The sequence below is a fragment of the Methylobacterium sp. BTF04 genome, assembly GCF_010692745.1.
In the GTDB taxonomy this organism is placed as follows: Bacteria; Pseudomonadota; Alphaproteobacteria; order Rhizobiales; family Beijerinckiaceae; genus Methylobacterium.
Window position 1 is genome coordinate 1 of sequence record NZ_JAAHTB010000021.1, and the last position, 23,745, is coordinate 23,745.

A 23,745-nucleotide genomic window follows, 5' to 3' on the forward strand; every position below is an offset into this window, starting at 1 on the left:
TCCGATCATCCAAACTGACTTCATCATCTTGCGAGCTGGGGGCCGTCCACATATGCCACATCCTGGAGACCGGAAACGACAGCTTCCGCTTCAGGGCAAGTGCCGCAGCCGGAAAGCCGAAAAGGAGCCGCACCATGAGTTGACCAGACCCACCCGATGACAGACATCAACCCCTGAACCTGGGTCACTTCTCAACGAAAACGCCGGGTCAACTTTCAGCGGAAATCAACAGTACCCGGATCTGGAAGACGGGTACCCGCCCGTTGCGGGTAAGATGACGGCTCGGCACTCGTGTACAATCCCGTGTACAGGGCGGGCGGCGGAGCTTTCTGAGGGGGGCTCAGCCTGAGCGAGAAAATGTGGCGGAAGGGGTGGGATTCGAACCCACGGTAGGCTTTCACCCACGGCGGTTTTCAAGACCGCTGCCTTAAACCACTCGGCCACCCTTCCAAGTCCTTGCAAAGGCTGGTAAATTTACCTCTGCTGAAGCGACGGGAAAGAGCCCGTTGCTACCGAATTGCGACCCGACCAACCGGCGACCCTGTCTATGGCCGCCCGCATGGCGGCGTCAACCTTCGCTGCCGCGTCCTCCTGTAGGCCCGGTATCACGTGAGACGAGAGATCGAGCGTGATGCCGATGCGGGCGTGGCCAAGGCGCTCCTGCGCGCAGGTGCGTATGAGGGGTAGGCGGAAACCCCGCCTCAATCCGCATCATCGGGACGTGGCCAGTGCCGAAGCTCTGAGGTGAGGCGGGGTGAGGCGGGTTCGCCGTAGCGCACGCAAACACATGCGCGAATGGCGAGGTGACAAGACAGGGCGCCTCGATCCGCCTCACCGTAGCCTACGAAGCTTTAAGCTCGATCAGCTTTCGGCCGATATTGTATAATCGCTTATCGTCTTCGTGGGCGCATCGTGTGAGATTGGCGAGCTTGTGGTTGTCTCTCTGGCCCATTTTAAATGCCTCGATGACGTGCGCCATTTCCTTTGCGTCGCCCTTACTGAAGGCCTCCATCAGTTCGGCGCGCCCTTTGACGTCTTCGCCTTGGTTTAAGCTCCAGTCCAAGTCCTCTTTAACTGATTTCCAGTTTGCGGACATTTTTTCCTCCCTCGTCCCAGGCGGGACAAGCACGAGGATACGCCACTTTTTATTTTCGTCGAGCGATCCTGAATTCTGTCAGTGCGCGCGATGCCCTGAGGATTGATGCCGAACTTCGCGCCTGCCTCTCGGCCTCCAGCGCTGCTCAGCAAGCCGCCCGAATCCTACGCGTCCTCCTCGGGTGCTACCGCTCACCCCGTCTCCGTCAGGCCGGCGGCGTCAACCGTCGGCCTCGCCGAGAGGACGGCGCGCGCCGATGCGGGTCGGGCGGAATTGCAGCGAAGCTGCGACGAACGTTTCGAGACGCATGGCCTTCCCGCGACGCCGTGCTGGCGGTTGGCGCCGCCAGATGCACATCTTGGATGACGGCCCCGGCTGGATCACTATCGGGTCGGCGCCCTCCCCCTTCGCTGTCTCGCAGGAACCCTCCGCATCATGTCGCCTCAGCTCAACGTCGTTCCCTTTGTGAGCGTCGACAACATGATGAAGCTCGTGCTCTCCATCGGGATCGAGCGGTTTCTCACCGAACTCGCCGGCTTCATCGAGGAGGATTTTCGGCGCTGGAGCGTGTTCGACAAGACGCCGCGCGTCGCCTCGCACAGCGCGGATGGCGTCATCGAGCTGATGCCCACGAGCGACGGGACCACATACGGGTTCAAATACGTCAACGGTCACCCGAAGAACACGCGCGACGGGCGCCAGACCGTCACCGCCTTCGGGGTGCTCGCCGATGTCGGCAACGGCTACCCGATGCTGCTCACCGAGATGACGATCCTCACCGCCCTGCGCACCGCCGCCATGTCGGCGGTGGCGGCCCGATATCTCGCGCCCGTGGGAGCGCGGACGATGGCGCTCATCGGCAACGGCGCGCAGGCCGAGTTCCAGGCCCTCGCCTTCAAGGCGCTTCTGGGGGTCGATGCCGTGCGTCTCTACGACATCGATCCGTCCGCCACCGCCAAATGCGTGCGCAATCTCGCAGGGTGCGGCATCGACATCCGGTCCTGTTCCAGCATCGCCCAGGCGATGGAGGGCGCGCAGATCGTTACCACGGTGACCGCCGACAAGCAGAACGCCACCATCCTCACCGACAATCTCGTCGGCCCCGGTCTCCACATCAACGGGGTCGGCGGCGACTGCCCCGGCAAGACCGAGTTGCACGCCGACATCCTGCGACGCGCCGACATCTTCGTCGAGTACGCCCCGCAGACCCGGATCGAGGGCGAGATCCAGCAATTGCCGGTGGACCACCCCGTCACCGAATTGTGGCGCGTCCTCCGCGGCGAGGCCGAGGGCCGCCGCGACGCCCGGCAGATCACGCTGTTCGATTCCGTCGGGTTTGCCGTCGAGGATTTCTCGGCCCTGCGCTATGTCCGCGCCAAACTCGCGGGGACCGGCTTCTACGCGGATCTCGACCTCCTCGCCGACCCCGACGAGCCGCGCGACCTTTTCGGCATGCTCCTGCGCGCCGGCGCATGAGCCGCGCGTCATCGAACCAGACTGGACCCGAGATGGACACCAATCGCTGCATTCTCATCGGCGCGCCCGTCCAGGCGGGCACGCGGCGCCTGGGCTGCGACATGGGTCCGAGCGCCTACCGGGCGGCCGGGCTCGGCCCGGCGCTCATCGGCCTCGGCCTGTCGGTGGAGGATCGCGGCAATCTCGCGCCCGCGCCGATGCCGGAGATGCCCCACCCCAACCCGGTCGTCGTCGGCCTGGCCGAGGTGGCGGGCTGGACCGCCGCCCTGGCGCAGGCGGCCTACGACGCCAGCGCGCACGGCGTGCCGATCTTTCTCGGCGGCGACCACAGCCTGTCGGCGGGCACCGTCTCGGGCATGAGCCGGCGCGCCGCCGACGAGGGCCGGCCGCTCTTCGTCCTCTGGCTCGATGCGCATCCGGACCTGCACACCCTCGACACCACCACGAGCGGCAACCTCCACGGGGTGCCGATGGCCTACGCCACCGGCGCGCCCGGCTTTGCCGGGTATCTCCCGCCGCTCGCCGCGCCGGTGGACCCCCGGTGTGTCTGCATGATCGGCCTGCGCAGCGTCGATCCGGCCGAGCGCGTCGGGCTGCGCGAGGCCGGCATCGTCGTCCACGACATGCGCGCCATCGACGAGAACGGTATCGGAATCCTGCTGTCGGCCTTCCTCGACCGCGTCGCCGCGGCCGGCGGGCTCCTGCATGTCAGCCTCGACGTCGACTTCCTCGAGCCCGGCATCGCTCCCGGCGTCGGTACCACGGTGCCGGGCGGCGCCACCTTCCGCGAGGCGCATCTGGCCATGGAGATGCTGCACGACAGCGGCCTCGTGCGCAGCCTCGACCTCGTCGAGCTCAACCCGTTCCTCGACGAGCGCGGCCGCACCGCCCTGCTCATGACCGATCTCGCCGCCAGCCTGATGGGCCGGCGCGTCCTCGACCGCCCGACCCGGAGTTACTGACGCCCCCGGCCGATCCCACTCGGGTCTCTCAGAAATCCGCGTGGATGCGGGTTCCGAGGAAGTTCGCCGGGCCGCGGTCCTTGTTGTAGGCCGGGTTCACCACGAGCTGGTAGTTGAACGACAGGGTCAGGGTCTTGCTGAGGCTGAGTGCGTAATAGGCCTCCAGCGCCCGCTCGGGTGCGTAGTTGAGCCGGCCGTCGCCGATGAGCAGGCCGATGCCGCCATTGGCGAAGAAGGCGCGGTGGGAGGGCGAGAGTTCGTTCATCGAGGTGCCGAGGCCCACCGTGTCGGCGGGCCTGTCCCATGCCGACCCTTTCAGCGAGACGCCGCCCGAGATCGAGCGGTCGATATCGGTGAAGGACAGGCTCTCGGTGCGGCCGTCATTGTTGCTGAAGCGGGCGAACACGCCGAGATCCGCCGTCACCGCCTGTTCGAGGTTGAGGTAGAAGCCGGTCTTGCGGCGCGCGGCGCGGGTGGCGGCGGCCGCATCGTTGATGTCGTCGAACACCCCCGCCTGGGTCAGGCCCACCACATCGCGATAATTGGCGGTGTTGCCGACGTTGGAGAAGAAGCCGATCCGGAGCTTGCCCGGCTGGTCGAGGAACGGGAGCACGTGGCGTTCCTCAAACTCCACCGTCGTGCCGGCACGCCGGAACACACGCGGGTCGAGCACGTCGTTGGACGGCTCCTTCGGCACCTGGGTGTAGGCGGCGCGCACCGCGAAGGCCGCGCGGTTGTACTCGACGAGCACCCCTTGGGTGAATCCGGGCAGGTTGGCGGGGAAGTCGTAGGCGCCGGACGACCAGATGCCCCAGTTCATGAAGTCGACGCGCGGATCATGGGCGTAGACGTTGCCGTCGAAGTAATCGCCCAGCGCGAACTTGCCGGCGATGACGGTGATCCGCTCGATGTCGCGCCGGGTGGCGACCTGGTTGGGGCCGTCGGGCACGTCCTCGGTCTCGCCGCCGAGGCCGAAGGTCTGGCGCACGAAGTAGCGGTTCGAGCGCAGCTTCGGGTAGGGCGCGCCGGCCTTCTGCGCCTCGCCGTTGACGAAGCCGGCGACCCCGAGGGTGCGGCTCAGGCCGAAGCCCTGGGAGAATTCGGGGTTGTAGTAGAGTTCGGTGCCCTCGAAGAGCTTCAGGCCGAGGAAGGCGGTGGCCGTGGTGGTGGACTGGACCTGGTTGCCGATCAGGCTCGCCGGCCCGGTATAGGGCGCGCGAAAGCCCGGCACGCCCTGGGCGATGAAGGTGGTCTGCCCGTGCAACGAGAACCGGCCGGTATCGCCGTTGTCGGGATCGTGCGGCGCGGTCTCGTCCACCTCGGGCGGCAGGGTCAGGCCGCCCGGGTGCCAGGACAGACGCGCCATCATCTGGTGGGAGGTGAAGCCGGCCTGGGTCGAGAGCGGGCCGCCGGCCGGACCCGGCAGGGTACCAAGATCGAAGCGTGAGCTCGTCCCGAGATCGACGTAGCGGTAGTCGAGTCCCAGCGCGATGTGCTCGGTGACGGCGAATTGCACGCCGGCACCCAGGGTGAACCCGAGATAGGACAGGTCGCGGCGCGCCGCCGATACCGCGCCGGTGGCGAGGTCGGGTTCGGTCGCCAGGATACGGGCATTGGCGCCGGCGAGACCGAAGCTGGCATAGACCAGGGCGCGCTCGAAGGCGTAGCCGAACCGGCCGCGCAGGGTCCCATACACATCGGTCTTGGCGCGGATCACGCTGAAGGCCGGGTCGACCCCCTCGTAGCCGAGACCCTGTGCCGTCGAGGCGACGGGACGCTTGAGGTTGGCCCCGTAGAGGTCGGCCTCGACACCGTAGACCCACGGGCCGGTCTGCCAGTTGTAGCCGCCGAACAGGCCGCCGACGGCGGTGGTGGCCGAACGGCTGCGGTCGCTCCGCCCGGTGGCGTCGCCGGTCTTGAAGTCGGGCACGGCGCGGGCGCCGACGCGGGTCTCGTGAAAATTGAAGGCACCGAACGAGGCACCCGCGCTGCCCTCGATTCCGAGATAGCCCCCCGACCAATCGACGAAGGACGCCTGGGGCGCCGCTGGTGTCCGGATCGGCGTGAGGTCGGCGGCCTGGGCCCCCGTGAGCCCGGACATACCGGCGAGCGCGAGGAGCAGAAATCCGGCGGCGGGCTGGCCCGCGCGGGGGCCTGTCGGGCCGCATCTGTCGTGTCGCGTCATCCTCACCCCCACCGAACCGTCGATTTCGATATAGACGATGCTATAACTCTGACAATGGGGTTAATCCGGTGTCCCGACCGGGATTCCTTGGCTGTTGCCGGAACGTCTCACTGAAGGCCCGCGCCGGTCCGACCCTCCCGATGACGGAGGGTGTCGGCCGTGGATCAAGGCCCTGCGAGCGATCCCGGCCCGCTGGGGCCGGGCCTCATAGGAACTTGAAGGGATCGGTCTCGGGCCGCGGCGGCTTCACGTCCGAGCGGTTCCACCAGCCGCCGCCCAAGGCCTGGAACAGGGCTGCGGTGTCGGCATACTGGTTGGCGCGCGCGCCGGCCGAGGTGACGAGGGCCGACAGGTAGGATTGCTGCGCGATCAGCACCTGCGTGCTGTTGATGGCGCCGGCCGTGTATTGCTTGCGGATCAACCCGAGGCTTTCGCTCGTCGCCTTCTCGGCGGCCGAGGCCGCTGCCACCGCCAGGGCGTCCGATTGCAGGGCGCGCAGGGTATCGGCCACGTTCTGGAACGCGCCGATCACCACGGCGCGGTACTGCGCCTGCGCCTCGTTCAGCGCTTCCTCGGAGGCACGCTGGCGCCGGAACAGGGTGCCGGCATCGAACAGCGGCTGCGCCACGGTGCCGATGATGCCGTAGAAGGTCGCGGCCGAACTCGCGAGTTGTGCGATCTTCACGGCGCTGGCGCCGCCATTGGCGGTAATGTTGAACTGCGGCAGCCGGTTGGCCACCGCGACGCCCACGGCGGCGCTCGCCTGCTGCACGGTCGCCTCCGCCGCCTTCACGTCGGGGCGCTGCTGGACGAGGCGCGAGGGCAGGCTTACCGGCAGCTTGGTCGGCAGCCGCAGCGAGGCCAGGGTGAAGGTCTGGGACACTTCCTCGCTCGGCAGGCGCCCGACCAGGGCGGTGAGGAGGTTGCGCTGGATCGCGAGCTGCTTCTCCAGCGGCGGCAGCAACTGCATCGAGACCGAGAGGGCCGCCTGCTGCACCACTACGTCGGCGCCGGCGATCTGCCCGAGGGAGAGCTGCTTGTTGTAGAGGGTGAGGACCTCGGTCTGGGCCTGGATCACCTTCTTGGTGGCGTCGATCTGCGCGCGGAGCGAAGCTTCCTGGATCGCGGCCAGGACGACGTTGGCGGTGAGCGAGAGATAGGTCGCCTCGAGCTGGAAGCGCTGGTTCTCGGCCTGGGCCTCCAGCGATTCGATCTGGCGCCGGTTGCCGCCGAACACGTCCGGGGTGAACGAGACCGTCACCTGCGGGGTGTAGAGGCTGTAGAAGAGCTGGCGCTGATCGTTGAGCGGGCCCTGGAGCGCGCCGCCGGGCGCCTTCTGGCGCGAGCCGAGGCCGTTGCCGGTCACCACCGGAAACAGGGTGCCGCGCTGGGCCTCGACGTTCTCCTGCGCGATCCGCAGGGCGGCCTGGGCGGCATCGAGGTTCGGGTTGTTGGCGAGCGCCTCCGCCACCAGGCGGTTGAGCGCCGGGGAATGGAACAGGGTCCACCATTGGCCGGGCACGTCGGCGCCGGAGATGAAGTTCTGGTCGGCCGAGCCGCCCTGCTTCGTCGTGATGGAATCGGTGGCGCTCGGGTTGACGAGCGGCTCCTTGGTGTAGCGGATCACCGGCGGATCGGTGGGGGGCACGAAGTCGGGGCCGACGACGCAGCCGGCCAGCGCCACCGTCAGCGCCGCGGCGCAGGCCGTGCGCAGGAGGCGTGCCGTGAGGAACGGAGCGCCGGGCGCGTCTGGGTTGCGTCGCATCTTAGGGCCGATCCCGTCCGCCGTCCGTCGCTCGTAGAGGCGACGGGGGCACGCCCGAGTCAACGTGACGAGTGCGTCGTGAACGACGCTTTTACCCGGATGTGTCTCAGGCATCACGCGTGTTCCGCGTGCGCCGCAGCATGGGCGGCGCTCGGAGGCCGCGCCCCGGGTGTCGGACGACGGCGCGAGAACAGCGAGATCAGGATCGGCACCACCACCAGGATCAGGTTCGGGGCGAGCAGGATGCCGCCCACCACCACGAGGGCCAGGGGCTTCTGGACCTGGGAGCCGATGCCGGTGGAGATCGCCGCCGGCAGCAGGCCGACGCAGGCCGCCACGCAGGTCATCATCACCGGGCGCATGCGCACATTGGCCGCGTGCCAGACCGCAGCGCCCCTCTGCCAGCCCTCGTCCATGAGCTGATTGTAATAGGAGAGCAGGATCACGCCCTCCATGGTCGAGATGCCGAACAGGGCGATGAAGCCGATGGCCGCCGAGATCGAGAAGGGGGTCATCGTCAGGAACAGGGCGAAGATGCCGCCGATCATCGCCATCGGGATCACGCTGAGCGTCAGCAGCATGTCGGTGAGCGAGGAGAAGTTGATGTAGAGCAGCAGCGCGATCAGTGCGATCGTCACCGGCACCACGATGGTCAGGCGCTGGACCGCGTCCTGCAGGTTGGTGAACTGGCCGACCCATTCGAGGTGGAAGCCGGCCGGCAGCGTCACGTCGGAGGCGATCCGGGCCTGCGCCTCCAGCACGGCGCCGCCGAGGTCGCGCCCGCGCACCGAGAACTTCACCGGGATGTAGCGCTCCTGGTTCTCGCGGTAGATGAAGGCCGCGCCCGAGGTCAGCTCCACGGTGGCGATCTCGGAGAGCGGCACCTGGATCACGCCACCGGCCGGGCTGGTGGCCCCGATGGTGATGTTGCGGATGGTCTCCAGGCTGCGGCGGTATTCGGGCGCGAGGCGCACCCGCATGGGGAAATGCCGGTCGGAACCGTATTCGTAGAGGTCGCCGGCGGTCTGGCCGCCGATGGCCGCCTGGACCGTGGTGTTCACGTCGCCGGGGGCGAGGCCGTAGCGCGCGGCCTTGCGCCGATCGATGTCGATGCGCACCGTCGGCTGCCCGAGGGAGGCGAACACCGAGAGGTCGGCGATGCCCGGGATCTTCGACAGGGTGGCCTTGACCGCCTCGGCGGTGCGCGTCAGCTCGTTGAGGTCGTTGCCGTAGATCTTGACGGAATTCTCGCCCTTCACCCCCGAGGCGGCCTCCTGGACGTTGTCCTCGATGTACTGCGAGAAGTTGAACTCGATGCCGGGGAATGCCTCGTCGAGTTTCTTCGAGAGGTCTCGGACCAGGGTCTCCTTGTCGATGCCCTTGCGCCAAGTGTCGAACGGCTTCAGCGGCGCCAGGATCTCGACGTTGAAGAAGCCGGTGGCGTCGGTGCCGTCGTCCGGACGCCCCTGGTGCGACAGGACGGTCACCACCTCCGGCACCTCGGCGATCATCTTGCGCAGGCGTTCGACATAGGCGTTGCCCGCCTCCAGCGAGATCGAGGCCGGCATGGTGCCGCGGATGTAGAGGTTGCCCTCCTCCAGCTTGGGCAGGAACTCGAGGCCCAGGGTCTTGGCCGCGATGGCCGAGGCGCCGAGCACCACCGCCACCACCAGGAGCGACAGCACCTTGTTGCGCAGGCCGAAGCGCAGGATCAGCACGTGGCCGAAGCGCAGCAGGCGCACCACGAGGGTGTCGCGCTCCTCCACGTGCTTGGGCAGGATCAGCGCCGAAAGCGCGGGCGAGACCGTGAAGGTCGCGAGCAGGCCGCCGCCGAGCGCATAGGCGTAGGTCTTGGCCATCGGCCCGAAGATGTGCCCCTCGACGCCGCTCAGCGTGAACAGCGGCAGGAAGCCGACGATGATGATCGTGGCCGAGAAGAAGATCGCCCGGTTCACCTCGGCGCCCGCGATGGCGATGGTACCGAGCCGGCCGGTGAGCCCTCCGGGCGGTTTCTGCCCCTCCCCGTGCTCGGGTTCGGCCACATGCCGGAACACGTTCTCGACCATGATCACGGTGGCGTCGACGATCAGGCCGAAATCGATGGCGCCGAGCGACAGCAGGTTTGCCGAATCGCCGCGCAGGACCAGGATCAGGATGGCGAAGCCGAGGGCGAAGGGAATCGTCGCCGCCACGATGATCGCGCTGCGCAGGCTCCCCAGGAACAGCCACTGCACCACGAAGACCAGCACCACGCCGAAGACGAGATTGTGCATCACCGTGTGGGTCGTGGTGTGGATCAGGCCGCTGCGGTCGTAGATGCGCTCCACGCGCACCTCCGGCGGCAGGATGCCGCTGGCGTTGATCTTGTCGATCTCCGCCTCGACCAGCCTGAGCGTCGGCAGGCTCTCGCCGCCGCGGCTCATGAGGACGATGCCCTCGACGATGTCGCTCTGGCCGTCATGGCCGACGATGCCGAGGCGCGGCGCATTCGAGACCCGGATGTCGGCGACATCGCGCACCAGCACCGGCACGCCGCCCACCTGCGTCAGCAGGGTGTCGCGAATGTCGTCCATGTCGCGGATCAGGCCGATGCCGCGCACCACCGCCGATTGCTCGCCGACGTTGAGGGTCTGGCCGCCGACGTTGATGCTCGAATTGTTGAGCGCGGTGACGAGCTGCACCAGGGTCAAGCCCTGGGCCTGCAGGCGGTTGAGGTCGACCGCGATCTCGTATTCCTTGGTCTTGCCGCCGAAGGCGGTGACGTCGACCACACCCGGGATCGCCTTGAAGCGGCGCTGGAGCACCCAATCCTGCAGCGTCTTGAGCTCGGTGGACGAGTATCCCTCCGGACCGGTCACCTTGTAGCGCATGATCTCGCCCACCGGGCTCGTCGGCGAGATCTGCGGCTGGGCGCCGTTGGGCAGCGGCGGCAATTGCGACAGCCGGTTGAGCACCCGCTGCAGCGCCTCCTGGTAGGTGAAGGCGTAGCTGAACTGGATCTTCACGTCGGACAGGCCGAACAGCGAGATCGTGCGCACCACGGTGGCGTTGGGGATGCCGGCGAGCTGCACCTCGAGCGGGATCGTGATGTAGCGCTCGATCTCGTCGGCCGATTGGCCGGGATTCTGCGTGATCACGTCGACGAGCGGCGGCACCGGGTCGGGATAGGCCTCGATGTTCAGCTGCGTGTAGCTGGCATAGCCGAGCGCCAGCATCACGAGGAACATCAGGAACACCAGCACGCGCTGGCGCAGGGCGAAGACGATCAGGCTGTTCATCGCGCGGAGATCATGGTCGGCCGTTCATGGACTTGGTTTCGTGGGCCCGAGCCGTGGCGGCTCAGGACGCCTTCTCGCCGCTGGCAGCGCGATCCATGAAGATGGCGCCGCGGGTGACGATCTCCTCGCCCACCGACAGCCCCTCCACCACCTGCACCATCCCCTGACCGACGAGGCCGAGGGTGACGTTGCGCGCCTCGATGGTACCGTCCGGGCGGGCCACCCAGACATGGGCGCGGCGCCCCTCGTAGACGATCGCCGCCGGGCTGATCGCCGGCGCGGTCTCGCCGGGGCCGGTGAAGATCGTGAAGGCGGCGAACATCTCCGGCTTGAGCACCCGGTCCGGGTTCTCGACCTCGCTGCGCACCGACAGGCGGCGGGTGGCCGGATCGAGGCTGGCGGCCATGTAGTCGACCTTCGCCTTGAAGACACGGGTGCCGATGCCCACCACCCGCGCCTCGACCTCCTGGCCGATCCGGATCTTGGGGATCTCGCTCTCGCGCACGTTGGCCACGAGCCAGACCGTCGACAGGTCGCCGATGACGAAGACCGGATCGGCCGACGTGCTCAGGTATTGTCCGATGCCGACCTTGCGCTGGACGATGGTGCCGGCGATCGGCGCCCGGATCTGCGTCTCCGCGCTCATCTTACCGTTCTTCTCGAAGGCCGCGATCTCCACATCCGACTTGCCGAGGATGCGCAGGCGGTTCTTGACCGCCTCGAGGCTCGCTTCGGCGGTCTTCAGGTCGCTCTGCGCCCCGATCACGTCGTTCTGGGCCGACTGGTAATCCTTCAGCGCCACCGCCTTGGCCTGGAACAGCTCCTGCTGGCGCACCGCGATGATCTGGTCGAGCTTGAGCAGGGCCGTCGTCTTGGCGATGGTGTTGAGCGCGCCCTGATAGTCGCTCTGGGCCTGGACCATGTCGGTGGCCTCCATGGTGAGGAGGATGTCGCCGGCCTTCACCTCGTCGCCCGCCCGCACCAGGACCTTGGTCACGCGCCCGGCATAGGGCGAGGTGACCGGCACGTTGTCGTCGTCGTTGAGGGCGATGCGTCCCTCGGCCATGCCTTCGGGCCGGAACGTCATGGCTTTGACGGGGGCGATGTCGAGGGCGGAGCGCTGGGCCGGGCTCGGGCGGAAGACCCGCGCGACGGTGCTGGCGGGACCGCCGACCTCGTCGGACGCCGCCTCGTCGGAGCTCGCGGACAGACGGTCGCGCACGCTGGAGGCGATCCATCCGGCGAATTCCGAGGCGCGTCCCGGCCAGATCGCGATCGCCACGACGCCGCAGACGATCACCCCGAGCGACAGGGCGATCTTCAGGCCCGACCGATTCCGTCCGGGCCGAGGCATACCGGCATCGCGGCTGAAATCCGTTGAGGCAGAGCGCTCGTTCGTCATACGCCGATTCTGATCATTGTCTTACGATTCGCCCCGGATGAGCCTGCCCTGCAAACTCAGGCATCTCCATGTCCTCGGGCTGTCGATACGGTGGAGGTCGTGGTGCTATAATCGGCCGAGGCAATGACATGCTTTCGCTCGTCTTGGCCGGACGGCTATCACCTCGGAGCGGAGCCGTACACCGGTTCCATGACATATTTTGGAAGGGCCCTACCGTACAAGAAATCGTGTTGATGCAGCCGCAGGGACGGTCTCGCGGGAGGCATAACCCCGACCCGGCCGAGTGCCCTATCCCGGGCCCTCCCCTCATCGGGAACACGGCCCGCTTCTCGCTTGGTGGTCGCTCACCCGGCCCAGCGCCGTGTCCGGGGGTTACGAAACGGCGCCTTGTTTTCGAGAAACCGCATGTTCTCCAATCGAGCCGGGTTCATCGAACACGAAAACGCGCTACGGCCCCGGTGTCGGAGCGGAGATCGTCGTCATGGGCCAGGCCAACACTGTCAATAGGCCTCCGAGAGCGGCCTTTATCGAACATGATCTTCAAGTCCACGCGGATGGCCGATGGTGCCGCGACTCCACAATGTCCGGCCGTGGTAGCCTGACCCGATGATCAGCGCCTTCGACCTCTTCAAGATCGGCATCGGCCCGTCGAGTTCGCACACGGTGGGGCCGATGCTCGCCGCGCACCGGTTTCGCGATCGGGTGCGGGGGCTCGGCCCTGTCGCGCGCATCCGCGCCGAGATCTTCGGCTCGCTCGCCTGGACCGGACGCGGGCACGGCACCGATGTGGCGATCTTCCTCGGCTTGCTGGGCCACGAGCCATCCCGGGTCGATCCCGACCACGTCGCGGGCTACGTCGCCGACCTGCGTCGGGCGGGTCGGATCGGGCTCGGCGGGCCGGCCTTCGATCCGGAGGCGGACCTGACCTTCAACTTCACCGAGGTGCTGCCGCTCCACACCAACGGAATGCGGTTCCGCGCCTACGATGCGGGCGACGCGCTCCTCGACGAGGCGATCTACTACTCGGTGGGCGGCGGCTTCGTGGTCACGGACGCGCAAACCGCGCCGGGCCGGACCGCCGATGTCGCGATGCCGTTCGGGAGCGGCGCGGAGATGCTCGCCTTGTGCGCCCGCACCGGCCTGACCATCGCCGAACTCCAGCGCGCCAACGAGGAGGGCCTGCGCGCGCCCGAGGCGGTGGATGCCGGCCTCGACGCGATCCGCGACGCGATGTTCGCCTGTATCGAGCGCGGCCTGCACCAGGACGGGGAACTGCCCGGCGGGCTCAAGGTGCGGCGGCGCGCCAAGCGCCTGCACGACGATCTGCAGGCGAGCCGCCATCTCAATTGCCGCCCGGCCCATGAGATCGTCGACTGGATCAGCCTCTACGCCCTCGCCGTCAACGAGGAGAACGCGGCGGGGGGACGCGTCGTCACCGCCCCCACCAACGGGGCCGCCGGCATCGTGCCTGCGGTGCTGCGCTACGCCCGCGATTTCTGCCCGGGCTGGTCGGATGCGCGCGGGCGCGAATTCCTGCTGGTGGCCACGGCCATCGGCGGCCTAATCAAGCGCCGGGCCTCGATCTCGGGCGCGGAGGTCGGCTGCCAGGGAGAGGTCGGCTCGGCCGCCGCCATGGCCGCGGCCGGGCTCGCCGCGTTCCTCGGCGGCAGTGCCGGCCAGATCGAGAACGCCGCCGAGATCGCCATGGAGCACCATCTCGGCATGACCTGCGATCCGATCGGTGGCCTCGTCCAGATCCCGTGCATCGAGCGCAACGCGTTTGGCGCCAACAAGGCGGTGGTGGCCGCGTCCCTGGCGCTCCGCGGCGACGGCATCCATCGCGTCACCCTCGACGAGGTCATCGAGACCATGCGTCAGACCGGCGCCGACATGCAGGCCAAGTACAAGGAAACGTCCCTCGGCGGCCTCGCGGTCAACGTCGCCGCCTGCTGACGAAGTGTTGCGTGTTCGGGGGGTTGATAGGCGGGGCTTTCGCAGCCCCGTCGCATTCGCCGATCGAGGCCATCGGCGCGAGACGGTGCTCAGCGAACGACGGCAGCCCGATCGCCGGCCACGCGCTCAAGCCGATACCCGCGGCAGAGACCGCACGCGGTCTCTGACAGATCAGGCAATGTCAAATTGGAGGAAATCACCGCGAGCCGGGATTGCAGACCGACTGCAATCCACCGCTCCAACGTCGACAGTGCAGGGCGGATAAACCCGGACTTCATAAAGAGAAAACTGGCGCGCCCGAAAGGATTCGAACCTCTGACCCCCAGATTCGTAGTCTGGTGCTCTATCCAGCTGAGCTACGGGCGCCTGCCTGACCGGGTTGGCTGTGGGCCGCTCCGGTCGGGAGCCGGTGTCTAGAATCTCCGTTTCAGCTTGGCAACCCTCTACCGCGAAGTTTTTCGCGATGCGGTACGATCGGGCTTGGGAACGGCGCCCGAGACCACGCCGCCACGCGGGCGGAGCCGTCGCCGGCGCTGAAACGGGAGATGTTTTGTCCGATCTCGATCCGAGTGCGCGCCGCAGCGGCCTGCGCGTCGCGGTCCGGGTCCTGGGCGTTCCCGTCGCCGATGGGATGGAGATCATCGTCGAGCGTGGGTTCACGCCGCCCGGGATTCGTCGGGTCGCATAAGGCCCTCGAGCGGGCCGCGGTACCGGACGAGGGAAAAGGTGGGTCCCGGAGCCGAAGCTCCGGGTTCTGTTTCGACGGTTACCCTACCGCAAGATGCTTACGCCGCGAGGCGGGCATCCATGACAACGTTATCGTTGGCATTTAGAGTTTTGGCCAAATGCCCGAAACAGGGGTTACCTGCGTCGAACCGGTCGAGTCCTTACCGACAACCGCATTGTCTCCCACCGAAGTGGCAGCAAACTCGCGATCCCTTTACCGCCCAGTCGATCCTATTTCGCCCCCATCAGAAGACCACCCTGCGCCAGGCGCATGATGGGCTCATGGTGGAGGCGCCGGAGTACTGCCCTCCGGGTCCTGAAACGTTATTACGAACCGGTCATCAATCGCAGCTTCGATATAGGCGATGCGAGGCAGCCGGTCCAGTCTGGCGTCGCTATTCGGGTGCGGGTTCGGCGCCGTCCTGCTGCGCATACCAGGCCGCATAGGGCGTGTTGCGCGCCATGCGCCGGTTGAGGTCGGGGGTGCCGTCGGTCCACCAGACCGGGCCGCGCTCGCCCAGCCCATGCTTGGCGGCATCCACTCCGGCCCGCGCCGCGCGGAGCGCGTCCGCGTCGTCGGCCTGCTTGGCCGCCTTCACCGCACGGCGCGCGTCCATCAGTGCGGCGACGAGCTGCGAACGCTCGGCCTCTGCGAGGTCGGGCCGCGTGCGCCGCCAGAGCCGTCCGTTCACGATGATGTAGCGACCGTCGGGCGTCTCGATCACAGGCCGCCGCGTCGTCGGCATTCCGATCAGTCGTCGGCGTGGCCGCGTTTGTGCGCCTGCTCGTCCATGAGCGCCTCGACGGCGGCGATGGTGTTCTCGAGGTCGGCGACCCGCCGCAGCATGCTGTCGGGAGGTAGCATGGCGAACTTGGCCGCTTCGAGGATGAGATCGCGCTGAGCGCCCTTCAGGCGGTCGAGCAAGGTTCCGAGGTCTGACATGGGCCGGCTTTAGCGGAAGGCGGCCATGGCCCGCAATGCTGTCTTTGCCCTGTATTCGGAAATATCACGCAGCACTTGTGGGCTGCGGCATCCCGGCCACGTTTCTGTTCCACTGGACAACAGGCGAGACACCGATCTGACCTTGCCGCAGAACCCGCATCGGCCCCGTGTATAGCTGACAGCTTCCCGGCAAGCCGGATGAAGATTCTCAGATCAGGTCGAGAAACGTCCGCTCCGACCAGGCTTCCGAGCGCGCGGGGCGAGGCGGAGCGGCCTGCATCGTCCCCCGGGTCGGGCGCGGCCCGCGTGCACCCGGAGACGTCTTCACCCCACGAACCGGTTTGGCCGGACCGCGGATCGCGTCCGACTCGTAGAGCAGGCACTTGCCCTCCGCGTCGCGGATCCAGCCATCATCGAGCCAGCCGATATGCCGCCCCGCATAGTCGAACACCGCGTCGTCCTCGAGGATGGCCACCGCCCTTCCGTCCCACAGGTAGAGGGAGCGGCCATCGTGGCAATAGGCCGCCGGCTGGCCCTTGCGGTCGAAGAATTCGATCATGGTCCGCCCGATCCTTCAGGGGGATGCGTGGCTGATCCCGCGTTGCGACGTCGACCCTGGGCGGATCGGCGGGGCTTGGGGTCCGGCCGGGTCATCCCGAAGCGATAAGCGTAACACAGGTGGCGGCCGCGGCCGCATTGTGCCGGACAATGGCCCGGAAAGCCGGCGCGACCGGCCGTCGCGGCAGCGCAACACGATCCTTGCCGGCGAAGTGGACCGTTCGCCCGGGTCGTGCGTTCACAGCACGGTGAGGGCACATGTCTTGCGCCGCCTCCGCCCGGTATGGGCATGGGGGCGGATCTGGGGCCGGGTGCGGTGACGGACGACGGGGAGCACGGGCACATGATCAAGATTCTGCTGGTCGAGGACCATGAGGAGATCTGGGACTTCCTGTCCCGCCGTCTGAAGCGGCGCGGCTATGAGGTCATCCTCGCCCATGATGGCGAGGCCGGCGTGCAGCAGGCCCGCACTGGGCGCCCCGACGTGATCCTGCTCGACATGAACCTGCCGATTCTCGACGGCTGGTCGGCCGCCCGCGTCCTCAAGTCCGGCAGCGACACGAAGGGGATTCCGATCATCGCGCTCACCGCCCACGCCATGTCGGGGGACCGCGACAAGGCGATCCAGGCCGGCTGCAACGATTACCATCCCAAGCCCGTGGACTTCTCGAAACTGCTCACCCAGATCAACGCCGCGGTCGGGGTGCCTGCTTCGGCCGCCTGAGAACCGGTGCCTCCCGGCAGCGCCGGGCCTGGTCCCTGCCCCCACCCGACCCTGTCGCGTAACCAAGCGCACGTCGCTCCCCCGGACGAGATCCTGCACCCATGAGCGACGATCCCATCACCGCCCGCCTCCTGCGGCAGGCGATGCCGGTGTTCACGACCCTGGCCTCCTGCCTCCTCGTGATCACCATCGCGGCGGCGCTCTATTTCGGCCGCGACATCTTCGTCCCCGTGACGCTGGCGATCCTGCTCAGCTTCGTCCTCGTGCCGGGGGTGCGCCTGCTGCGGCGCCTGCGACTGCCGCGCGCCGTGGCCGTGCTCCTCGTGGTGGTGACCGCGTTCGGGGCGCTGCTCGGGGTAAGCCTGCTGATCGCCAACGAGGCGGCGCAGCTCGCCTCCGACCTGCCCCGCTACCAAGTCACGATGCGTGAAAAAATCGGCTCGCTGAAGGAGGCCACCGCCGGCAGCGGTACCCTGTCGCGCATGATCGACATGGTGCAGGACCTCGGTACCGAGTTGCAGCCCGACCTGAAGGAGAGCGCGCCACAGGGGGCCGCCGGCAGCGTCGCCCACCCGCTCCACGTCCAGATCGCGGCGGCCAAGGCCGGGTTGCTGGGCACGCTCGGCACCCTCGTCGAGCCGATCCTTCATCCACTGGCGACCACCGGATTGATCCTGATCTTCACGATCTTCATCCTCCTGCAGCGCGAGGACCTGCGCAATCGCGCGATCCGGCTCGCGGGCTCGGGCGATCTGCGGCGCACGACGGCGGCCATCGACGACGCGGCGAGCCGCCTCAGCCGGTTCTTCCTGGCGCAGCTCGTCCTCAACATCGCCTTCGGCATCGTCATCGGCACCGGCCTGTGGTGGATCGGGGTGCCCAACCCGATCCTGTTCGGCGTGCTCGCCACGATCCTGCGGTTCGTGCCCTATGTCGGCGCGGCCATCAGCGCCTTGCTGCCGCTCGTCGTGGCCGCGGCGGTGGACCCGGGCTGGACCATGGTGATCGCCACGGCGGCCCTGTTCCTCGTGGTGGAGCCGGTGGCCGGCCACGCGATCGAGCCCCTGCTCTATGGTCATTCCACCGGGCTCTCGCCCATCGCGGTGATCCTGTCGGCGACGATCTGGGCCTTCCTGTGGGGGCCGATCGGCCTCGTCCTGGCGACGCCGATCACCGTCTGCCTCGTGGTGCTCGGGCGCCACATCGAGCGCCTGTGGTTCCTCGACGTGATTCTGGGCGACCAGCCCGCCTTGTCGCCGCCGGAGATCTTCTATCAGCGCATGCTGGCGGGCGACCCGGCCGAGGCCATCGACCAGGGCGAGTTGTTCCTCAAGGCCCGTGCGCTGGTGACCTATTACGACGAGGTCGTGCTGGCCGGTCTCCTGTTGGCGCAGGAGGATCTGGCTCGTGGCACCCTCGACCGCGAACGCCAGGACGAGGTCGGCACCGCTCTGCGCACAGTCGTGGCGCGCCTCGGCATCAAGCCGGTGCGCCGGGCGAAGGCCGGTCGGGCGAAGGCCGGCAACACCGAGACCTACGCCGCCGTCGCCGCGGTGGGACCCGACCGCCAGGTCGCCGCCATCGTGCGGACCCAGGCCGAACTCGCCCTGAACTGGCGCGGCCCCTGCCCGGTCCTGTGCGTGTCGAGCCGGGGTCCCTTCGACGAGGCGGCGACCCTGATGCTGAGCCAGATTCTCGGCCAGCACGGGCTGGCGTCGCAGGTCATCTCCATGGCCGCCCTGCGCAAGGGCGAGCGTCCCGCGGCGACGGACGGCATCGCCCTGGTGTGCTTTTCCTACCTGGAGCCGGTCAGCCTCTCGCAGATCCGCCTCAACGTCCGTCAGGCGCGCCAAGCGGTCCCCGGCGTCAAGGTCCTGGTCGGGTTCTGGCGCGAACGCGATCCCTCCACCCTCGACCGCCTGCGCCGGACCGTCTCGGCCGACGTGCTCGTCACCTCGCTCAACGGCGCCCTCGACGCAGCCCTGACGTTCTCGAAGCGTGTCGACGCGCCGAGCGCACAGGCCCCCGAAATGCCCCGTCTCGCGCCGGCGACCGGAAGGTCGGTGGCAGCATGATCGTGCGGCCGGTCGAGCGCGGTTGAAGTCTACTGGCGACGCTCGCGCGGACATCCTTGTCCGAGGTCGGAGGCCGACGGAGGGTCGTCTTGCCTGAACGTCTGAGATGTCTGGTCAGCGTTCGTTCGACCGACGCCGTCCCCGGCTGAGACCGATCCGGTTGAGGCTACGAAACCGGCTTGGTGCACCACCGCTGCTGACACCACGGTGGCCACAGCGCTGCGCTATCGAAGGGTCCTCGGCAACGCCGGCGCAAGGAAGCAGGACCCATGATCGACGCTCTCTCCCACGTGAACTGGCTCGCCGTCGGAGTCGCCAGCGTCGCCCACTTCCTGCTTGGGGCCGCCTGGTTCGTGGGGCTCGTCGGCAAGTACTACCCGGTCGTGCTCGGCATCGCCGACCGACCGCAGAAGAGCTCTGGCCCCCTCTCCCTCGCCGGTCCTTTCGCGTGCACCGCAGTCACCATCGCGACCAGCGCCGTCCTCCTGCGCGCGCTCGGCATCACGACATACGGCGACGCCCTTCTGCTGGGCGCCCTCGTGGGTATCGGCTATCTCGTTCCGATGACCCTCAACATCGCGATCAACCCGCTCTTCCCGCGCCCCTTCGCGTACACGGCCCTCAACGCCCCGTTCTTCGTCACCGGCAGCCTGATGTCGTGCGCGATCCTGGTGGCGCTGTCCTAGGGCTGCCGACCAGCGGGCCTCGAGGCCATGCGCCGCGCCGATCGCCTGTTCGAGATCATCCAGGTGCTGCGCCGCGCATCTGGTCCGCTGACCGCCGACCGGATCGCCACCGAACTCGAGACGAGCAAGCGCACCATCTACCGCGACATCGATGCGCTGGTCGCCCAGCGCGTGCCGATCCGGGGCGAGGCGGGGGTGGGCTATGTCCTGGAGCGCGGCTTCGACATGCCGCCGCTCATGCTGACGACGGACGAAGTGGAGGCGGTCGCGCTCGGCGCCCAATGGGTGGTCGCCCATGCCGATGCGGGGCTGGCGCGCGCCGCGCTGAGCGTGCTCGCCAAGATCGCAGCGATCGTGCCCGAGGACTTGCGGCCGGTCATCGATGATCCTGCGATCGGAACTCCGCCGGCGCGCCGTCGCGAGGACGACCCTATCGACATTGCCCGCTTGCGGATGTGGTGCCGCGAAGGCCGTAAGCTCGACATCGGCTACGTCGATGAAACCGGGGCGGTGAGCGAACGCATCATCCACCCGTTCATGGTCGGCTACGTTGCGACCATCCGCATGGTCATGGCCTGGTGCGAGTTGAGACAGGACTTTCGGGTGTTCCGCACCGATCGGCTGACGACGATCGCTTTCTGCGACGAACGCTACCCCGAGCGCTCCGTCACCCTGCGTCGCCGCTGGCTGGCGATGATGCGCGAAAAACGAGCTGTTCCGCCCGTCCTCTAACCGATGATCCAAGGTCCCCAAGGTCCCCAAGGTCTGCAGGGGGGCGCGAGCGGATGCGGCGAGGGGGCCAACGGTCGGATGTCCTCCATTGAGGAAGCTATCGCGATCATGGTGCCGGATGACCCATCCGGCACCATGATCGCCTCGTTCACACCCCCGGCGAGACCAGCGAGCGCAGGGATTCCGACAGGTCGGTGAGGCTGAGGCGGCCCTTCTGCAGCACGCGGTCGGCCTGCCCCGCCAGACGGCGGCGGTCCTCGGCGGTGATGTCCTTGGCGGTGAGCACCACCACGGGGATGTCGCGCCATTCGGGCCGGGCACGCAGCGCGCGCAGGAAGCCGAAGCCGTCCATTTCCGGCATCATCAGGTCGAGGAGGATGAGGCAGGGTTTCTTGGCCGCCAAGGCCTCGAGGCCGGCGACGCCGTTCTCGGCCGCCGCCACCCGCCAGCCCTCGCGGGTCAGCATCGCCGCCATGCGTTCGCGCGCATCCGGATCGTCGTCGATGATGAGCACCGGGCCTTCGTGCTCGGAGGGCTTGAAGCGCTCCATCGCGGTCTTGAGCTGACCCCACTCGATCGGCTTCTGGAGGTAGTCCGTGGCCCCGAGCGAGAAGGCGAGGTTCTGCTCGTCGAGCACGGTGACCATGATGATCGGGGTCGCGCCGAGGTCCGGGTCCGCCCGCAAGGTCCGCAGCACCGACCAGCCGTCCATCCGCGGCATGGTCACGTCGAGGAGGATGACCCGGGGCCGCAGCGTGCGGGCGCGCTCGACGCCCTCGCGTCCGTCGCTGGCGGTGGCGACGACGAAGCCGTCCTTCTCCAGGAAGCGGGCGAGGAGATCACGGGTCGCCGCGTCGTCGTCGATGATGAGGACATGGCCGCCGGACGCCGGAAGCACGTCGAGGGCGCGGTGCGACCCGGTGAGCTCGTGCCGCACCGCCTCCATCGGCGAGGTGCTGACATAGGCCGCCGGCACATCGAGGGTGAAGGTGGTGCCGACCCCTTCCTGGCTCGTCACGTCGATGGTGCCGCCGAGCATCTCGGCGAAGGCGCGGGTGATGGCGAGGCCGAGGCCGGTGCCGCCGAAGCGTCGGGTCGTCGAGGCGTCGGCCTGGGTGAAGCGCTGGAACAGCTTGGCCTGCTGCTCGGGGCTCATGCCGATGCCCGTATCGGTGACGGCGAAGCGCAGCCGGTCGGCCCCGCCCTGCACGATCCGGCCCACCGACAGGGTGATCCGGCCGCCTTCGGTGAACTTGGCCGCGTTGCTCAGGAGGTTGATGAGGCACTGGCGCAGTTTGGTCTGATCGGTATGGGCCTCGCCGAGCCCATCGGCGACGTTGAGCGCCAGGGTGTTGCCCTTCTTGTCGATGAGCGTCTCGACGGTGGCGGCCACGTCCCGGACGATCTCTGCGACCGAGAAGGTCTCGGCGTAGATCTCCATGCGCTCGGCCTCGATCTTCGAGAGGTCGAGCACGTCGTTGATGAGGCCGAGGAGGTGGCGGGCATTCGCCTCGATCTTGCGCATGTCGACGAGGAGGCTCTCCTCGCCGAGATCCTCCATCTCCTCCTGCAGCATCTCCGAGTAGCCGATGACCGCCGAGAGCGGGGTGCGCAGCTCGTGGCTCATGTTGGCGAGGAACTGGCTCTTGGCGCGGTTGGCCTCCTCGGCCGCTTCCTTGGCCGTCTCCAGGGCCAGTTCCGCCTCCTTGCGCGCGGTGATGTCGGTATGGGCGCCGACCCATTCGCGGATGCTGCCGTTCTCCTCCAGGATCGGCACGGCGCGGGCCGCCATGAAGCGCCATATTCCGTCGTTGCGCCGGATGCGGTGCTCGATCTCGTAGGGCGACAGGGACTCCACCGCCCGGCTCCAGGCCGCGTTGGTCCGCTCGCGGTCCTCGGGGCAGATCGCTTCGAGCCAGCCGTAGCCGGCGGCCGCCTGCGGGGTCTGGCCGGTGAAGCGCGTCCATTCCGACGGGGTGACTTCGAAGCCGCCTTCGGGCGTCGTCGTCCAGACGATGGCCGAGGTGGCCTCGGTGAGCGAGCGGAACCGCTCCTCGTTGTGGCGCATGCGCTCCTCGGCGAGCTTGCTCAGGGTCACGTCGGAGACGACGAGGCCGACACCCTCGGTGGGCGCGGCCGCATCGCCGCCCCGGCCGAGCAGGGGATAGAAGCTCATCTGGAAGTGGCGCACCCCGCGCGGGGCGCTCGGGGTCGGCACCGCCACGTCGACGTTGGTGGTGACGAGGCCGGCATCGCGCGCGGCGGCGAGCTTCGGGGTCAGCAGATCCCGCAGGGTCGGCAGCATCGCCCAGATCGGTGCCCCGAGATCGGCCCCGAACCCGCGCTCGTTCATGGTGGCCAAGGCCCGGTTCATGTGACGGAACCGGTAGTCGCGATCGAGGAAGCCGAGCCCGACGGGGGCGTTGGCGAACACCCCGTCGAGGAGGGCCGCGATCCGCTGCTCTTCGCGCCGGCGTACCAAGGCGAGGCGGGCGAGCAGACCCACGGCGGCCAGCGCCGAGCCGATCGACAGCAGCAGCAGCACGAGGGACCAGGCACGGTCCTGACCCTCGATGCGGACCAGGGTCGCGTCGGCATGGTCCTGCAGCGCCTTCGTGGCCGCGCGGACCCCGTCCATCGTGCGCTTGCCTTCGCCGGTCTGCGCCAGCGCGATGGCGGGGTCGTAGCCATCCGTCCGTCGCAGGGCGATGACGCGCGCGGCGAAGGTCCGCTTGGCGTCGACGAAGGCGCGCAGACGGCCGGGATCGTTGCCCGGCACCACCTCATCCCGCGTCAGCGCATCGAGGGCATCGAGCTGGCCGCCGAGCGTGGCCTGGGCGGCCTCGTAGGGTTCGAGGTATTCCTCGGCGCCGAACAGCATGTAGCCGCGCATGCCGGTTTCCAGCTCGACCATGTTGGAGAGCAGGTGCTCGCTCTGGCTGAGGACGGCATGCTGGCGTGCCGTCTCCGACCGGCCCGTCTCCCCGACCAGGTAGTTCGCGATGCCGGCGGCCACCGCGATGCCGATGAGCGCCAGGGCGACGGGGGAGCTCGGCAGGGTGCCGAGCACGCGCGAACCACGCCAGCCGCGAGCCGGACGCGAAGAAGGAGCGGTGTTCATGACGGGGCCTGAGGCTGGGATCGGGAAGGAGGGCGATGGCGCGTGACGGGCACCCGGCGCACG

The 23,745-nt window shown here is 68.1% G+C and carries 17 protein-coding genes, 2 tRNA genes and 1 other RNA gene; 8 read left to right on the top strand and 12 right to left on the bottom strand.

What is annotated here, in order from left to right:
• Positions 1-360: 360 nt before the first annotated feature.
• Positions 361-450 (bottom strand) — tRNA-Ser (locus tag G3T14_RS13890).
• Positions 451-841: 391 nt separating this feature from the next.
• Complete coding sequence (locus G3T14_RS13895) at positions 842-1,096, bottom strand: hypothetical protein (protein WP_163643141.1); 255 nt, start codon at positions 1,094-1,096, stop codon at positions 842-844.
• Positions 1,097-1,528: 432 nt separating this feature from the next.
• Between G3T14_RS13895 and G3T14_RS13900 the strand changes: the two genes are divergently transcribed.
• A complete protein-coding gene (locus G3T14_RS13900; RefSeq protein ID WP_348645275.1) occupies positions 1,529-2,572 on the top strand; it encodes an ornithine cyclodeaminase in 1,044 nt (347 codons plus the stop codon).
• Between the two features lie 32 nt (positions 2,573-2,604).
• Complete coding sequence (gene rocF / locus G3T14_RS13905) at positions 2,605-3,534, top strand: arginase (protein WP_163643143.1); 930 nt, start codon at positions 2,605-2,607, stop codon at positions 3,532-3,534.
• Positions 3,535-3,562: 28 nt separating this feature from the next.
• Here rocF and G3T14_RS13910 read toward each other — a convergent pair whose 3' ends face one another.
• From G3T14_RS13910 to G3T14_RS13925, 4 genes are all read right to left on the bottom strand, one after another.
• Positions 3,563-5,635 carry a carbohydrate porin gene (locus G3T14_RS13910; RefSeq protein WP_163643197.1) on the bottom strand — a complete coding sequence of 691 codons (2,073 nt, stop codon included), beginning with the start codon at positions 5,633-5,635 and terminating at the stop codon, positions 3,563-3,565.
• A gap of 289 nt (positions 5,636-5,924) precedes the next feature.
• On the bottom strand, positions 5,925-7,484 hold the full coding sequence (locus tag G3T14_RS13915) for an efflux transporter outer membrane subunit (protein ID WP_163643144.1): 1,560 nt from the start codon (positions 7,482-7,484) through the stop codon (positions 5,925-5,927).
• A 113-nt stretch (positions 7,485-7,597) separates the two neighbouring features.
• Complete coding sequence (locus tag G3T14_RS13920; protein WP_163643145.1) at positions 7,598-10,762, bottom strand: CusA/CzcA family heavy metal efflux RND transporter; 3,165 nt, start codon at positions 10,760-10,762, stop codon at positions 7,598-7,600.
• A 61-nt stretch (positions 10,763-10,823) separates the two neighbouring features.
• Positions 10,824-12,116: an efflux RND transporter periplasmic adaptor subunit gene (locus G3T14_RS13925; RefSeq protein ID WP_163643146.1), complete on the bottom strand. Its 1,293-nt coding sequence runs from the start codon at positions 12,114-12,116 to the stop codon at positions 10,824-10,826.
• Between the two features lie 654 nt (positions 12,117-12,770).
• On the opposite strand from G3T14_RS13925, the gene G3T14_RS13930 reads away from it, so the two are divergent.
• Complete coding sequence (locus G3T14_RS13930) at positions 12,771-14,117, top strand: L-serine ammonia-lyase (protein ID WP_163643147.1); 1,347 nt, start codon at positions 12,771-12,773, stop codon at positions 14,115-14,117.
• A 289-nt stretch (positions 14,118-14,406) separates the two neighbouring features.
• Here G3T14_RS13930 and G3T14_RS13935 read toward each other — a convergent pair.
• Positions 14,407-14,483 (bottom strand) — tRNA-Arg (locus G3T14_RS13935).
• A gap of 184 nt (positions 14,484-14,667) precedes the next feature.
• Here G3T14_RS13935 and G3T14_RS13940 point away from each other — a divergent pair.
• Positions 14,668-14,805 (top strand): hypothetical protein, encoded by a 138-nt coding sequence (locus tag G3T14_RS13940; RefSeq protein WP_163643148.1) that lies wholly within the window; start codon positions 14,668-14,670, stop codon positions 14,803-14,805.
• Between the two features lie 55 nt (positions 14,806-14,860).
• Here G3T14_RS13940 and ssrA read toward each other — a convergent pair.
• The 4 genes from ssrA to G3T14_RS13960 form a co-directional block, all read right to left on the bottom strand.
• Positions 14,861-15,231, bottom strand: a transfer-messenger RNA (tmRNA) gene (gene ssrA / locus G3T14_RS13945).
• Between the two features lie 7 nt (positions 15,232-15,238).
• Complete coding sequence (locus G3T14_RS13950; protein WP_163643149.1) at positions 15,239-15,589, bottom strand: hypothetical protein; 351 nt, start codon at positions 15,587-15,589, stop codon at positions 15,239-15,241.
• 5 nt (positions 15,590-15,594) lie between these two features.
• Positions 15,595-15,786: a hypothetical protein gene (locus tag G3T14_RS13955; RefSeq protein WP_163643150.1), complete on the bottom strand. Its 192-nt coding sequence runs from the start codon at positions 15,784-15,786 to the stop codon at positions 15,595-15,597.
• Positions 15,787-15,994: 208 nt separating this feature from the next.
• A complete protein-coding gene (locus G3T14_RS13960; protein WP_163643151.1) occupies positions 15,995-16,345 on the bottom strand; it encodes a 4-fold beta flower protein in 351 nt (116 codons plus the stop codon).
• 342 nt (positions 16,346-16,687) lie between these two features.
• Between G3T14_RS13960 and G3T14_RS13965 the strand changes: the two genes are divergently transcribed.
• The 4 genes from G3T14_RS13965 to G3T14_RS13980 all read left to right on the top strand — a co-directional run bounded on the left by G3T14_RS13965 (position 16,688) and on the right by G3T14_RS13980 (position 20,561).
• Entirely contained in the window at positions 16,688-17,068 is a 381-nt protein-coding gene (locus tag G3T14_RS13965) for a response regulator (protein WP_163643152.1), read from the top strand.
• Positions 17,069-17,169: 101 nt separating this feature from the next.
• Positions 17,170-19,143 carry an AI-2E family transporter gene (locus tag G3T14_RS13970; protein WP_163643153.1) on the top strand — a complete coding sequence of 658 codons (1,974 nt, stop codon included), beginning with the start codon at positions 17,170-17,172 and terminating at the stop codon, positions 19,141-19,143.
• A 269-nt stretch (positions 19,144-19,412) separates the two neighbouring features.
• A complete protein-coding gene (locus G3T14_RS13975) occupies positions 19,413-19,829 on the top strand; it encodes a DUF1761 domain-containing protein (protein ID WP_163643154.1) in 417 nt (138 codons plus the stop codon).
• Between the two features lie 27 nt (positions 19,830-19,856).
• Entirely contained in the window at positions 19,857-20,561 is a 705-nt protein-coding gene (locus tag G3T14_RS13980; RefSeq protein WP_163643155.1) for a YafY family protein, read from the top strand.
• A 148-nt stretch (positions 20,562-20,709) separates the two neighbouring features.
• Here the strand turns inward: G3T14_RS13980 and G3T14_RS13985 are convergent, their stop codons facing one another.
• Positions 20,710-23,682: a response regulator gene (locus G3T14_RS13985; protein WP_163643156.1), complete on the bottom strand. Its 2,973-nt coding sequence runs from the start codon at positions 23,680-23,682 to the stop codon at positions 20,710-20,712.
• Positions 23,683-23,745 lie beyond the last annotated feature (63 nt).